At 64.4% G+C, this 12,948-nt stretch carries 11 protein-coding genes and 1 tRNA gene; 5 read left to right on the top strand and 7 right to left on the bottom strand.

Annotation, left to right across the window (positions count from 1 at the left end; genetic code table 11):
- Nucleotides 1–11 precede the first annotated feature (11 nt).
- Nucleotides 12–1,808 (bottom strand): adenylate/guanylate cyclase domain-containing protein, encoded by a 1,797-nt coding sequence (locus E4K64_RS26785; RefSeq protein ID WP_167772275.1) that lies wholly within the window; start codon nt 1,806–1,808, stop codon nt 12–14.
- Between the two features lie 219 nt (nt 1,809–2,027).
- Here E4K64_RS26785 and E4K64_RS26780 point away from each other — a divergent pair, with 219 nt between their 5' ends.
- Nucleotides 2,028–2,660: a LysE family translocator gene (locus E4K64_RS26780; RefSeq protein WP_135166152.1), complete on the top strand. Its 633-nt coding sequence runs from the start codon at nt 2,028–2,030 to the stop codon at nt 2,658–2,660.
- Between the two features lie 6 nt (nt 2,661–2,666).
- On the opposite strand, the gene E4K64_RS26775 is transcribed toward E4K64_RS26780, so the two are convergent.
- Nucleotides 2,667–3,419, bottom strand: a complete 753-nt coding sequence (locus E4K64_RS26775) for a sulfite exporter TauE/SafE family protein (RefSeq protein ID WP_135166226.1) — start codon at nt 3,417–3,419, stop codon at nt 2,667–2,669.
- A gap of 88 nt (nt 3,420–3,507) precedes the next feature.
- Between E4K64_RS26775 and E4K64_RS26770 the strand changes: the two genes are divergently transcribed.
- Nucleotides 3,508–4,398 carry a LysR substrate-binding domain-containing protein gene (locus E4K64_RS26770; RefSeq protein WP_135166151.1) on the top strand — a complete coding sequence of 297 codons (891 nt, stop codon included), beginning with the start codon at nt 3,508–3,510 and terminating at the stop codon, nt 4,396–4,398.
- A 340-nt stretch (nt 4,399–4,738) separates the two neighbouring features.
- Here the strand turns inward: E4K64_RS26770 and hisN are convergent, their stop codons facing one another.
- On the bottom strand, nt 4,739–5,521 hold the full coding sequence (gene hisN / locus E4K64_RS26765) for a histidinol-phosphatase (RefSeq protein WP_135166150.1): 783 nt from the start codon (nt 5,519–5,521) through the stop codon (nt 4,739–4,741).
- A gap of 525 nt (nt 5,522–6,046) precedes the next feature.
- Nucleotides 6,047–6,937 carry an N-formylglutamate amidohydrolase gene (locus E4K64_RS26760; protein ID WP_135166149.1) on the bottom strand — a complete coding sequence of 297 codons (891 nt, stop codon included), beginning with the start codon at nt 6,935–6,937 and terminating at the stop codon, nt 6,047–6,049.
- Nucleotides 6,938–7,270: 333 nt separating this feature from the next.
- Between E4K64_RS26760 and cpdR the strand changes: the two genes are divergently transcribed.
- Both cpdR and E4K64_RS26745 read left to right on the top strand, forming a co-directional pair.
- Nucleotides 7,271–7,630: a cell cycle two-component system response regulator CpdR gene (gene cpdR / locus E4K64_RS26750; RefSeq protein ID WP_007597092.1), complete on the top strand. Its 360-nt coding sequence runs from the start codon at nt 7,271–7,273 to the stop codon at nt 7,628–7,630.
- Between the two features lie 75 nt (nt 7,631–7,705).
- Nucleotides 7,706–7,780, top strand: a tRNA-Val gene (locus tag E4K64_RS26745).
- A 190-nt stretch (nt 7,781–7,970) separates the two neighbouring features.
- Here E4K64_RS26745 and E4K64_RS26740 read toward each other — a convergent pair.
- On the bottom strand, nt 7,971–8,828 hold the full coding sequence (locus tag E4K64_RS26740; RefSeq protein WP_135166148.1) for a glyoxalase superfamily protein: 858 nt from the start codon (nt 8,826–8,828) through the stop codon (nt 7,971–7,973).
- 214 nt (nt 8,829–9,042) lie between these two features.
- Nucleotides 9,043–10,134, bottom strand: a complete 1,092-nt coding sequence (locus tag E4K64_RS26735; protein WP_135166147.1) for an enolase C-terminal domain-like protein — start codon at nt 10,132–10,134, stop codon at nt 9,043–9,045.
- 190 nt (nt 10,135–10,324) lie between these two features.
- On the opposite strand from E4K64_RS26735, the gene E4K64_RS26730 reads away from it, so the two are divergent.
- Nucleotides 10,325–11,887 carry an adenylate/guanylate cyclase domain-containing protein gene (locus E4K64_RS26730; RefSeq protein ID WP_135166146.1) on the top strand — a complete coding sequence of 521 codons (1,563 nt, stop codon included), beginning with the start codon at nt 10,325–10,327 and terminating at the stop codon, nt 11,885–11,887.
- A 238-nt stretch (nt 11,888–12,125) separates the two neighbouring features.
- On the opposite strand, the gene E4K64_RS26725 is transcribed toward E4K64_RS26730, so the two are convergent.
- The gene (locus E4K64_RS26725) at nt 12,126–12,914 is read right to left on the bottom strand and encodes a 3-hydroxybutyrate dehydrogenase (RefSeq protein WP_135166145.1); all 789 of its coding nucleotides are present in this window, start codon (nt 12,912–12,914) and stop codon (nt 12,126–12,128) included.
- Nucleotides 12,915–12,948 lie beyond the last annotated feature (34 nt).

Genomic DNA, 12,948 nt, shown 5'->3' with positions numbered 1-12,948 from the left:
CGGCGCGCCCGTCAGGACTCGGCGGCGCGTTTGACGTCGCTCTGAACCAGGGTCAGCTTGCCGAGCGGCACGCCGGCCTTCAGCAGGCCCTCGCGATAATGGGCGAGATGTTCGGGCTTCTTCCAATGGAAATTACGCAGGTGACGGTCGACGTTGAGCGTCGGGTAGTTGCTCATCAGCACGCGGGCGGCTTCGCTCGCCTCGTCGTTTCGTCCCAGTTGCGCCAACGCGGCGGCACGAATCGCCAGCGCCTGCATGTGGTTGGGGTTGATGTAGAGCTGCTCGCGCGCCCATGACAGGGTCGCGTCATATTGGCGCAACAGATAATGGCTGAAGGCGTTCAGTGCCGCCCATTGGTAGCGCGGGTCGCTGTTGTCGCGCTGCGACGCCATCGAGAACAGCTCGATCGCCTCGCGGTGCTCGCCGATCATGAAATGGCAGATGCCGAGCACGCCGCGCGCGCCATTGTCGTAAGGGTTGAGCGCGACCGCGCGCTTGGCGGCGTCCATTGCCGCCTCGTGATGACCCTCCAACGCGTGCGCCCAGGTCAGGATCGAGAACGCGAAGGAGGAGCGCGGATCGAGCCGGACGCTGGTTTCGGCCAGGCTCATCGCCTCGGCCCACATCTCACGCGTGCCCTTGACCCAGCCGAACTGGATGCTCTGGATCTGGATCGTGGCGAGATACGCATGTGCGATCGACAGCTTGGGATCGAGCCCGATGGCCTCCCGGAACAGCTCGACCGCGACGGCCAGATCCTCCTTGGTCTGCCGGTAGTAATGCGACAGCCCCTTGAGGAAGCGGTCCCAGGCGGTGACGTCGGTCGAGAGCCGCGCCGGTGCCGAGGCTTCCGCCCGGACGATCTCGGTGGCGATGGCGGCGGACAGGCTGGTCGTGATCTCGTCCTGCATCGCGAACAGGTCGCCGATGTCGCGGTCGTAGCGGCCGGTCCAGAGCTGCTCGCCGGTCTCCGGCGCGATCAGCTCGGCGGTGACGCGGATCTTGGCACCGGCGCGCCGCACCGAGCCCTGGATCAGATAGGTGGCGTCGATCTCGCGCGCGATCAGGCGGGTGCTCGTGTTCTTGCCCTTGAAGGCGAAGGTCGAGTTGCGGCTCAGCACCCGATAGAAGGATTGCAGCGACAGCGCGTGGATCAGGTCCTCGGTGAGGCCGTCGGAGAAATATTCGTCCTGGGCGTCGCTGAGATTGGCGAAGGGCAGCACGCCGACGATCGCGGTGCGGTACTGCTGCGAGAGGGCGGATGCCTCCCGGAACTCGGGCGCGAGCGCCGGGGCGCCCTCGGGCGTCCAGGTAAAGACCCCGATCGGATCCTTGATGTTCTTGAAGCGGTGGTTGCCAGCATCGACCAGCGGCACGGTGAGATGCTTGCTCGCCTCGCGGAAGGCCTTGGCCGAGATGGCGAAGCCGCCGGGGCTCGCCACCGCTTCCAGCCGGACGGCAATGTTGACATCGTCACCGAACACCTCGTCCTCGTCGGCGATGACGTCGCCCATGTGGATGCCGAGGCGGAACTGCATGGCGCGGTCGGCGGGCAGATGGTGGTTGCGCTCCGCCATCAGGGTCTGCATCGCGATCGCTGCCTCGGCGGCGCCGACGATGGAGGGGAATTCCAGCAGGAAGCCGTCGCCGGTGTTCTTCACGACGCGGCCGCCGTGATTGAGGATGATGGGGTGGATCGCGGCGCGATGGGCCTTGAAGGCAGCATGGGTACCGGCCTCGTCGCTGCCCATCATGCGCGAATAGCCGGCGACATCGGCGCAGACAATGGCAGCCAGACGTCTTTCCATATTCTCGCAGCTCCAAGGGAGGACAGACCGGCCACGGCGTGGCAGTCGCCTCGAATCCCGCATTTCAAGAACCCTGCCTTTATAGAGCAGTTGCAGCCGAGCGATAGTAGGATCCGCATTGCAAATTCGAGGCAAATCCCACGCAATCCGGGCGGTGGACGGAGAGGGACGAACCGACTAAGTGGTGGCGACCGCCCGGACGGCGGCAGGGGCACCACCATGCTGGGCATTCACGAAATCTGGCTGTTCATCCTGTCGGGGGTGCTGCTCAACGTCACGCCTGGGCCCGATTCCGTCTACGTCATCGGCCGCAGCATGCAGATGGGCTGGCGGGGCGGAGCCGCCGCCGCATTCGGCATCAGTTGCGGCTGTTTTGTCCATGTTGCGGCCGCGGCGATCGGCCTTTCAGCCCTGCTGATGGCCTCGTCGACCGCTTTCTCGATCCTGAAGCTGGTCGGTGCGGCCTATCTCGTCCTGACCGGGCTTCAGATGCTGTGGTCGCGCCCGGTGCTGGCAGCGGCGATCGACGAGCCGGTGCGCAACTCGCTGCGGCGGGTTTTCCTCCAGGGCGTCTTCACCAACGCACTCAATCCCAAGGTCGCGCTGTTCTTCCTGGCCTTCCTGCCGCAATTCGTCGCAGCCGATGCGCCGCACAAGCCGCTCGCCTTCCTGACGCTCGGCCTGATCTTCATCTTTACGGGAACGCTGTGGTGCCTGGTGCTGGCGGCGTTCGCGGCGAAGGCCGCCCACCGGCTGCGCGAGTCCGAGGGCGCGATCGCCTGGGTCAACCGCGCGCTCGGCGGCCTGTTCATCTATCTCGGCATCCGCGTCGCCATGCTGGAGACGCGGTAGCGCCCCTCAGGCGAGCTCTTTCAGCAGCGCGCTGCCGGCAAGGTAAAAACCGAGCAGGATCATCGCGATCAGGAACCAGCGACGGAACGCCTCGGCCGGCATCCGCGCCCGCACCGACTGGCCGATGAACATGCCGGCAAAGGCCATGGCGAGGCCCACGGCGCCCGGCACGGCATTGGTCGGCGTCAACAATCCAACGGCGGTGAGGTTGAAGGCGAGCGCCAGCGTCGCCGTCGTGAAGAACACGCCGAGCGCCTGCACCAGCTCGTCCTTTTCTATGCCGATCGCCTGCATGAACGGCATCGAGGGGATCACCTGCACCCCGGTCGAGGCCGAGATCACGCCGGTGACGACGCCGACGACGCCGCCGACCCATTTCTCGTTCCTGGGCGCGACGTGGAACTTGAATTTGTTCAGGCCGATCACCGCGTAGACGACGAGCAGGACGCCGAGCACGATCGTGCCGTAGCGCGCATGCGGGCCGGTCAGCGCGCCGGCATTGAGCCAGCAGCCGATCACGGTGCCGATCATCAGCGGCCACAGCCGCCGCAGGATGTCGCGCAAATACGGGCCGACGAAGGTCTGCCAGATGTTGGTGACGATGGCGGGCACGATCACAATGGCGATGGCGCGACTCGGCGCCATGCTCACCGCAAGCAGGCCCATGGACACCGTCGGCAGGCCGAGACCGACCACGCCCTTGACGAATCCGGCGATCAGGAAGACGGCGGCGATGAGGATGAGCAGCGGGTCGATCATGCCGGCACATTGACCGAAGCCGCGCCGGCGCACAATCTGGAGGTTACGGAGTAAGCCTTCGTAGAGAGCGAAGGCTGGGAGACCTGCCATGCGCTTCGACCTCATCGACCTCCAGCTCTTCATCGCGGTTGCCGACCAGCGCAGCATCACCCGCGGCGCGGAACGGTCGCATCTCGCCCTGGCCTCGGCCAGCGCGCGCATCAAGGGGCTCGAGGACGCGCTCGGCGTCGCGCTGCTCAAGCGCGGACGGCGGGGCGTCGAATTGACCGCGGCCGGCGAGAGCCTGCTCGATCATGCGCGGCTCGTCATCCACCAGATCGACGCCATGCGCGGCGATCTCGCCGGCTTTGCCTCTGGCGTGCGTGCCAGCGTGCACTTCCTCGCCAACACGTCGGGCCTGTCCGAGCATCTGCCCAAGGCGCTGGCCGGCTTCCTGCGCGAGCATCGCGATGTCGCCGTCGACATCGAGGAGCGCGAGAGCACCGACATTGCGGCGGCGATCACCGCGGGCGCGGCCGATCTCGGCTTCGCTGCCGAGCACGCGCTGCCCGACCATATCGAGCGCTTCGTGTTCAGCGAAGATCGCCTGACGCTGGTGACCGCGCGCCGCGGCCCGTTCGCCGGCCGGCGCCAGATCGACTTCCAGGAGGCGGGAGCCTGCGACTTCGTCGGGCTGACCAGCGCCACCGCGCTGCAGATGCACATTTCGAAGCACGCGGCCCGGCTCGGCATGCGCCCGCATTTCCGCGCGCGCCTGCGTGATTTCGACGCGATCTGCCAGATGGTTGCCGCCGAGGTCGGCGTTGCCCTGGTACCGGAATCCGCCGCCCGCCGCTGCGCCAAGCTGATGCCGCTCGCCGTGGTCCGGCTCCGCGACGCCTGGGCCAACCGCCGCCTCGCCATTTGCGCGCGCAGCTTCAAGGCGCTGCCCCGCCCTGCGAAGATGCTGGTGGAGCATTTGCGGGCGGCGGCGGTGTGATGTGAGCCGACACTGCAACTGCACAACCAACTGCTCTCCTTCCCCCGCTTGCGGGGGAGGGTTGGGGAGAGGGTGTCTCCGCGCAGGGATTATTGAGAATGACTAAGGACGTCCCTGCGCGGCGAGAGCCCTCACCCGCCGCGCTCTGCGAGCGCGTCGGCCTCTCCCGCAAGCGGGAGAGGCGGAGCAAGCCTGCAGACAGCCCCCGTGTAATTCATATGCGATAGCCCTGCCCCGCGAGGGGGGAGCGAACGCACCTGTTGCGTTGTGAGAGGTCGGTTCTTGCCGTCAAAGGAGAAGCCTGCGTGAGATCGTCATGCAAGCCTCCCGCTCGCGTCTGTCACTGGTTGAGAAGCTTCAGCGCTTCTTCGTGAACCCTGGCGTCGCCGGCCGCGATGATGCGGCCGCCGCCCTGGGCCGGCTTGCCTTCCCAGGTGGTGACGACGCCGCCGGCGCCGGTCACGATCGGGATCAGAGCCGCGATATCGTACGGCTTCAGCTCGGTCTCGACCACGAGGTCGACGTGGCCTGCGGCCAGCATGCAATAGGAGTAGCAATCGCCGCCATAGCGCGACAGCCGTGCGCCCTTTTCGATGCGGCCGAAAATGGCGCGATCGCCTTCGTTCATCAGCAGGGGGCTCGTGGTGTAGGTCGTGGCTTCCGCGAGCGAGGCGCAGCGGCGGACCTGGAGCCGGCGCTCGCCGGAGGGGCCCTTGTAATTGGCCGAGCCGTTGTCGCCGGAGAAGCGCTCGCCGATGAAGGGTTGGTGCATCATGCCGAACACCGGCGCGCCCTTGTGCAGCAGCGCGATCAGCGTTCCCCAGATCGGAAAGCCGCCGATGAATGATTTGGTGCCGTCGATGGGGTCGAGCACCCAGACATAGTCGGCGTCCTCGCGCTCGTTGCCGAATTCCTCGCCGACGATGCCGTGCTGGGGGAAGTTGGCCTTGATCAGCCGGCGCATCACCGCCTCTGCGGCGCGATCGGCTTCGGTGACCGGGTCGAAGTCCTTGGTCTTGCTCTTGTCGTCGATCGACAGCGAGGTGCGGAAGAACGGCAGGATGGTTTCGCCGGAGGCGGTGGCGAGCCGTCCGATGAAGGCGGAGAAGTCGATCACCGTCACAGGCCAAATCCTCAAAGCGAAAGTTGGATGAAGCTCGCCTCCTGCCTAGCCCAATTCGCCTCCCGCGGGCAGCGCTGTCTTGATTTGCACCCTGGTATTTTGGATGCCGAAACGGACCGCCTCCTCTCAGTCATCTCCTGGCCAAATATCGATCATTGCGTTGAAAACTTAGTTCCGAGGTTGCCTCGTTCGTATGCAAACATCTATCAACCCATTGAATTTCCTTATCAAAGAAACTGAATCTGGGCTTCCATGGAAGCAACTGAGCCATGTGCATATTGCATGGGAAATGGAGCAAAAGCCCTTGCACTTTGTGCGGCGCGGTCGCATATTGTTGCGGTGCGGTAGCGCCTGGCGTTACCGCTGCCCTCCTTGGGCGTTTCCTCCCTAGACTTGGGCCGCTTGCGTCATTCGCGAGCGGCCCTTTTTTCTTGCCGCCGCCGTTTTCGTTTGAGGGCGCGCAAGCTTGCCAAGCGAAAGCGCGCTCGCGCTCAGAGTATCTTCATTCGAGAGAGAAGCCGGCGCCTATTCCGCCGCCGCCTGGAATGGGCCGAGATCGCCGAACGGAATCGTGGTCGCCAGCACGTCGGCGAGAACGCCGAAATCGGTCGCCACTTGCGCAAAGCGTGGACCGCGCTCGCGCCGCCGCTCGTCCATATAGATTGCGCGGTTGAGCTCGAGCTGCACGGCATGCAGGCCGCTCGCCGGATTGCCGTAATGCTCGGTGATGAAGCCGCCGGCATAGGGCTTGTTGCGGCCGATCGAATAGCCGAGTCCGGTCATCGTCTCCTCGACCCGGTCGGGCAGAAGCGGCGTGCAGCTCGTGCCGTAGCGGTCGCCGATCACGACATCGGGCCGGCGCGGCTCGTCGCGGGACACGCCGACCGACGGCATCGAGTGGCAGTCGACCAGCACCACGGTGCCGAACATCTGGTGCACCTTGTTGATCAGCCGGCGCAGCGCGCGATGGTAAGGTTTGTACAGCGACTCGATCCGCCCCAGCGCGTCGTCGACCAGAATGCGGTCGCGGTAGATCTCCTGGCCGTCGCCGACCACGCGCGGAATGGTACCGAGGCCGCCGGCGACCCGCATCGAGCGGGTGTTTGCGAAGCTCGGCAGGCGGCCGGTGAACATGCGCGGGTCGAGCTCATAGGGCTCGCGATTGACGTCGACATAGGAGCGGGGAAAGTTGACCCTCACGGTCGGAAAGCCGCGCTCGCTCAAGTGGCCGATCAGCTCGTCCATGAAGGAATCTTCGGACCGACGCAGCGTCAGCAGGTCGATCCTTGACGCCGCCAGGAATTCGTCAGGATAGGTCGAGCCGGAATGGGGCGAGTTGAAGATGACCGGCGCGCGCCATTGTGCGGGCTCGACGATCTCGAAGGCTGGCGACGTCTCGCCGTCAAACCGGGTCATCTTCTCAGGCTTCGTCCCTTCGCGCCGGGATCTGGCAGGGGGCCAGACCGCATTGATTCGGCCGATGGATGCGGCTCTTATGTGTCGTCATTGTCCGGAATCGCAACCATTCTGCCAAGCGAAAAGATGTATCGGTCCATTGGAACACGTCTTAACCGTGCGGGCAGGGCAGCGGGGATGCGCCCGCGCGGCTCGATTGATTCGAGCCGCTTTCCGGTTCACAACAGTGCGGCAGCGCAGCCGGCCTAAGGTAAAGATTTTCACCCCAAATTTACCCTCTGTCGGGCTTAGTGACCTCTGCTGATATCCTCTGGGGATGCGACGATTCCTGCCATGCCAAAGATCCTGCTCGCCGAAGACGACAACGACATGCGCCGTTTCCTGGTCAAGGCGCTCGAAAACGCCGGTTTTCAGGTCTCGTCCCATGACAACGGCATGGCCGCCTATCAGCGGTTGCGGGAAGAGCCGTTCGAGATGCTGCTCACCGACATCGTGATGCCGGAGATGGACGGCATCGAGCTCGCCCGCCGGGCCTCGGAACTCGACCCTGACATCAAGATCATGTTCATCACCGGCTTTGCCGCGGTCGCCCTGAACTCGGATTCGGACGCTCCCAAGAATGCCAAGGTGCTGTCCAAGCCCGTGCACCTGCGCGAATTGGTCAGCGAAGTGAACAAGATGCTGGCGGCCTAAATCGGCCCCGTTCCGTCCTTGCGCCGGGTCCCCTGAGCCGTTATAGGGACCCCACCCGACCCAAGTGGACTTTTAGGGCACGTAGCTCAGCGGGAGAGCACTACCTTGACATGGTAGGGGTCACAGGTTCGATCCCTGTCGTGCCCACCATCCTTCGCTCGCGGTAACGAGAGAAGGATGCCGCCCCGAAGCCCAAAGGCGAAGGCGGGCCGCCGCCGCGAGCTACGGCTCGGCAAGCCGCAATCCACTCCAGCAAGTCCGTCCGTCGCTGCATCCGGATCCAGCGGATGGCGGTGCGGAAGAGAATTCCGGGCGCGGAAGCATGGTCGCCTGACCGAGACTAGGGCCCCGGCGTGACGAAGGCCGAGATGATCGTGCCATCGCTGCCGAGCGTAATGTGCCAGTGCGACGCGGCGCCACCCTGGTGCCAGACCGAGTAAACGTCCTGGCCTTGCGCGCCAACGCCAAGGAATTCGATCGACTTGATCGGGCCCATTTCCGCAAGGCCGGGCTGCAGCCGCGGCAATTGCTTGCGGGTTGCCTCGGCCAGATCCACGCTCATCTCGCCATAATTGGGCTGGCCCGATGCGATGCTTTCGATGAGACGGCGCAACGCGGCCTCGGTCCCGGGATTGGCGGAGCGGGCGCTCATGCGACTCTCGATCGCGCGCTCGAGCTCTTGCGCCACGGTCGCGTTGATGCGCTGCATCGCGTGATCGTTGCCGTGCTGGCGCAGGATCACGCCGGTCGGCATCCCATCCGGTCCGAGGATAAACCGTAGCGTGACATCGATCTCCCGTCCGACGAATTCCGTTTCGCCGACCGGGTAATAGGGGACTGAGCTTTGGCCGCTGAGCCGCGCGGATAGGTGGTCCTGTTCACGCGTCACGGTGAAGACGGCGCTATGGAATTGGTATGTTCCGGCATAACGATCCAGCATCGCCTGCGGCAACTGAATTTCTTTGGTCTTTGAGCGGAGTTGATCCGCAGCATCGGTCTTCGTGCTTTCCTCGTTGCTCCGGCCCGAGCCGGCTTGCTCCGCGGAGCGGATTCGAGCGGCCAGGACATTCCAATCGGCAAACCCGAATAGTCTCGCGACGAGCTCAAGACTCTCACTGACCGTAAGGGCGATCGATCGGGCGTTGAGGGTTTCGCGGAGCGTCTGCGCCATGGCTTTGGCGTCGCGGAAATCGCGCATACTCTGTTCCTTTGCAATATGAACGGAGAATGTCAGGGCTTGCGTTACTGACCCGTTCGCGTGAGCAAAGGAAGCGGGCGGCGGTCCGATACACTTCACCATACCCCGAAGGGCGCAAGCGGCAGGCGGTATCTACCTGGCAAAATTCTGCTTGAGCGCCTCGTGCTTGTCAACCGACGTCGGCAACGTCGCGATAACGAAGCTGTGCCCGTGATCACCCCACCAGATACTTCTTCACCGCCGCCTCGTCCCATGCGATCCCGTTGCCGGGCTGCTCGCTCGGCAACGCAAAGCCGTCCTTGATTTGCAGTCGCGTCGAAAGCACCGCGTCGGCCCAGTCGACATATTCCAGCCAGTGCGCGGTCGGTGTCACGCAGAGCAGGTGCGCGCTGACTTCCGAGAACAGATGCGAGGACATCTCGATGCCGGCGGCATGGGCGAGCGCAGCGGCGCGCAGCCAGCCGGTGACGCCGCCAATGCGCTGCACGTCAGGCATCACGTAGTCGCACGCTTCCGCCGACAGCGCCGCCTGCATCGAAAAGGCGCTGTCAAAATTCTCGCCGATCTGGATCGGCGTATGCAGCGCATCGGCAATGCGGGCGCAGCCGGTATAGTCATCGTGGCGGATCGGCTCCTCGATCCAGGTGAGGCCCTCGTCGTCGAGCATCTCGCCCCGACGAATGGCCTCGGTCACAGTCAGCGCCTGATTGTAGTCGCACATCAACGTGACCTCGTCGCCGACGGCCTTGCGGACCGCGCGAACGACGGCAAGATCCTCCCGCGCATCGGGCCGGCCGACGCGGATCTTGGCAGCTTGAAATCCTTCGGCCAGCAGCTGGTGCGCCTCGTCCACGGCGGCGTCTGCCGGCATGATGCCGAGCCCCTTCGAATTGTAGGCCCTGACCGGCTTCGGCGCGCCGCCGAGCAAGCGCGCCAGCGGCAGACCGCGTGTGCGGGCGAGCGCATCCCAGGCCGCCATGTCGATGCCGGATTGCGCCAGCCGCTGCAGGCCGGCGAGGCCCAGCAGGGTAAAGCGCTGGGTCAGCTTGCGCTCGATCTCGAACGGCAGCAGCGCATCGCCGGCGACCAGCTCTGACATTTCCGTGACCATCGACGTCAGCGGCTTCAAGGCCGACGGCGTGATCGAGAACAGATAGGCGTGTCCGACCGCGCCCTGGTCGGTTTCGCAGTCGATCAGCACCAGCGGCGCCTTGGCGACCGCGCCGGTCGAGGTTTTCAACGGCAGATTCATTGGCACGATCACGGGACGCGCCTGGAAGCGCTTGATGCGGATGGTCTCGGTCATGGGTCTCTCCCGGCGCGGCGGATGCAGGTCGAGGGTGATCTTAAGCATCCGTGATCAAACGAAAAGGCGCTTGGCCCGACCACCATAAAATGGGGTTGCGCGGATCTGCGTTTTCTGGGTTCTGTGCCGCCGCATGTTCCATCGCGGATGCCGGCCGTCGCGACAAAAAGGCACATAACGGAGCCCCAACGTGAAACAAGAGATCTCCGAAGAGCAGCGCAAAAGCGGCATCCTCACCGGGGCCGTGATCGCCTTCCTCCTGCTCGCTTTGCCGCTGGCGGTGTGGCTGGACCTGACCGAGCTCAGCAAGACGGCGTTGCGACGGCAGGCGCTCGATCTCAATTCAGTGATATCAAGCGTGCGCAGCTATTACGCCTCCAACGTGGTCGGGCGCGTGCTGGCGAACCCTGATGGCACCACGAAGGTCGTGCACAATTACGAGTCCGTTTCGGGCGCAATCCCGATTCCGGCGACGCTGTCGCTGGAGCTCGGACGGGTGATCGGCGCGCAGCAGGAGAACATCACCTACCGATTCGTCTCGGATTTCCCGTTCCAGAACCGCGCATCGCACCAGCTCGACAAGTTCGAAAAGGACGCGCTCGATGCGCTCAGGAAGGATCCGGAGCAGAAGATTCTGGACACCGAGACCTCGCTGTTCTCAGACAAGGTTCGCCTGGTCGCGCCCGTCACGATGGGCCCGGCCTGCGTAAGCTGCCACAACAGTCACCCTGAGAGCCCGAAGAAGGACTGGAAGGTCGGCGATGTCAGGGGCATCCAGGAGGTGATCATCGCGCAGCCGATCGCCGCCAACATCTTCTCGTTCAAGTTCCTGCTGGCCTATTTCCTGATCGCCGCCGGCAGCGGCCTCGCGTTCCTCTCGCTGCAGCGCCGGCAGGCCGGCCGCATCAAGACCATGAACAGGGAGCTCGAATCCGCCAACGACTTCCTGGCCTCGCTCTCGATGAAGATCTCGCGCTACATCCCGCCGCAGGTCTACAAGAGCATCTTCTCGGGCCAGAAGGACGTCACCATCCACACCGAGCGCAAGAAGCTCACCATCTTTTTCTCCGACATCCAGAATTTCACCGCTACCGCCGAACGGCTGCAGCCGGAGCAGCTGACCCAGCTTCTCAACGAATATTTCACCGAGATGTCGGCGATCGCCCACGACTATGGCGGCACCATCGACAAGTTCATCGGCGACGCCATGCTGATCTTCTTCGGCGATCCCGAGACCAGGGGCGATCGCGCCGATGCGCAGGCCTGTCTGCAGATGGCCTGGCGCATGCAGCAGCGCCTTGCCGAGCTCAATGCGAAATGGCGGGCGTCCGGCATCGAGCAGCCGTTCCGCTCGCGCATGGGCATCAACTCCGGCTACTGCAATGTCGGCAATTTCGGCAGCTCCGACCGCATGGACTACACCATCATCGGCGCGGAGGCGAACCTCGCCGCGCGCCTGCAGTCGATCGCCGAGCCCGGCGGCATCGTGCTGAGCTACGAGACCTTCGCGCTCGTCAGCGACATCGTCCGCGCCCACGCACTGCCGGCGATCACGATGAAGGGCATCAGCCGCGAGGTGATTCCCTATTCGGTCGATGCGCTGGCAGACGGAGCAGCCGAGAACAGCGGCATCATCACCGAGCGCGCGCCGGGGCTCGAGCTCTATCTCGATCCGGCAGTGGTGAAGTCAGGCGATGCCGCCCGCGTGCGTGCGCTGCTGGAGAGCGCGCTGGCTTCGCTGAAGCCGGCGTGAGGATGCTCGCGAGGGGCCGCCCCCTCGGCTCCAAGAAGGCCGTAACCTGCATCGAGGCGATCGGGCACGGCTGCTATGCCGATCGGCTCATCGCTTTTTGCTGCTCGATCTGCCTGCCCGCGCTTTCGAAATAGGTCTTCTTCTGCGTCTTCCGCGAGATCGAGCTGGAGAGGGCGGTTGGTCCTGAACCGAGCGGCCTCCTTGACAGAAGGCATGATAGGGCCCGTGGTGAAACCGGCTACGCAGCCGTCCAGCCGCCATCCATCGAGAGGTTGGCGCCCGTGATCTGAGCGGCGTCGTCGCTGCACAGGAACAGCGCCAGCGAAGCGACTTGTTGGACGGTGACGAACTCCTTGGTAGGCTGCGCGGCGAGCAGGACATCGTTGATGACCTCATCCCTCCGCATGCGACGGGCTGCCATCGTGTTTGGGATCTGCTTTTCCACGAGGGGCGTCCAGACGTAGCCGGGGCTGATGCAATTGCATGTGATCTTCGAACGGGCGAGCTCCAACGCTACCGTCTTGGTCAGGCCCGTGATGCCGTGCTTTGCCGCGACATAGGCCGACTTGAACGGCGAGGCGACGAGCGAATGCGCCGAAGCCGTGGTGATGATGCGGCCCCAGCCGCGCTTCTTCATGCCGGGTACGACCGCGCGGATGGCATGGAAGGCGGCGGACAGGTTGATCGCGATGATCGCATCCCACTTCTCGGCGGGGAAGTCCTCGATCGGCGAAACGTGCTGGATACCCGCATTGTTGACCAGGATGTCTACGGCGCCGAAGGCGTCTTCGGTATGCGCGATGAGCTGGGCAATCTCGTGCGGCTTGGTCATGTCCGCAGGCGAATAGATCGCCTTGACGCCGAATTCGCCCTCGATGGCGGCCCGCTCCTTCTCGATCTCGGCAGGCCCACCCATACCGTTGATCACCACGTTGGCGCCGGCGCCGGCAAAAGCCTGCGCGCAGGCGAGGCCAATGCCGCTAGTCGAGCCGGTGACGACTGCTGTCTTGCCGTTCAGAATTCCCATCTCGTACACCTTCCTTATGGCATGCGAACAATCG

This window comes from Bradyrhizobium frederickii (assembly GCF_004570865.1).
Lineage (GTDB): Bacteria > Pseudomonadota > Alphaproteobacteria > Rhizobiales > Xanthobacteraceae > Bradyrhizobium > Bradyrhizobium frederickii.
This window is presented reverse-complemented; position numbering and strand designations above follow the sequence as displayed.

What these genes read in the sequence shown, in the direction of transcription:
- E4K64_RS26735 (WP_135166147.1), bottom strand. Translation starts at nt 10,134, where the DNA reads ATGACCGAGACCATCCGCATCAAGCGCTTCCAGGCGCGTCCCGTGATC.
- E4K64_RS26770 (WP_135166151.1), top strand. Translation starts at nt 3,508, where the DNA reads ATGCGCTTCGACCTCATCGACCTCCAGCTCTTCATCGCGGTTGCCGAC.
- E4K64_RS26725 (WP_135166145.1), bottom strand. Translation starts at nt 12,914, where the DNA reads ATGGGAATTCTGAACGGCAAGACAGCAGTCGTCACCGGCTCGACTAGC.
- E4K64_RS26780 (WP_135166152.1), top strand. Translation starts at nt 2,028, where the DNA reads ATGCTGGGCATTCACGAAATCTGGCTGTTCATCCTGTCGGGGGTGCTG.
- E4K64_RS26775 (WP_135166226.1), bottom strand. Translation starts at nt 3,419, where the DNA reads ATGATCGACCCGCTGCTCATCCTCATCGCCGCCGTCTTCCTGATCGCC.
- E4K64_RS26785 (WP_167772275.1), bottom strand. Translation starts at nt 1,808, where the DNA reads ATGGAAAGACGTCTGGCTGCCATTGTCTGCGCCGATGTCGCCGGCTAT.
- E4K64_RS26760 (WP_135166149.1), bottom strand. Translation starts at nt 6,937, where the DNA reads ATGACCCGGTTTGACGGCGAGACGTCGCCAGCCTTCGAGATCGTCGAG.
- cpdR (WP_007597092.1), top strand. Translation starts at nt 7,271, where the DNA reads ATGCCAAAGATCCTGCTCGCCGAAGACGACAACGACATGCGCCGTTTC.
- E4K64_RS26740 (WP_135166148.1), bottom strand. Translation starts at nt 8,828, where the DNA reads ATGCGCGATTTCCGCGACGCCAAAGCCATGGCGCAGACGCTCCGCGAA.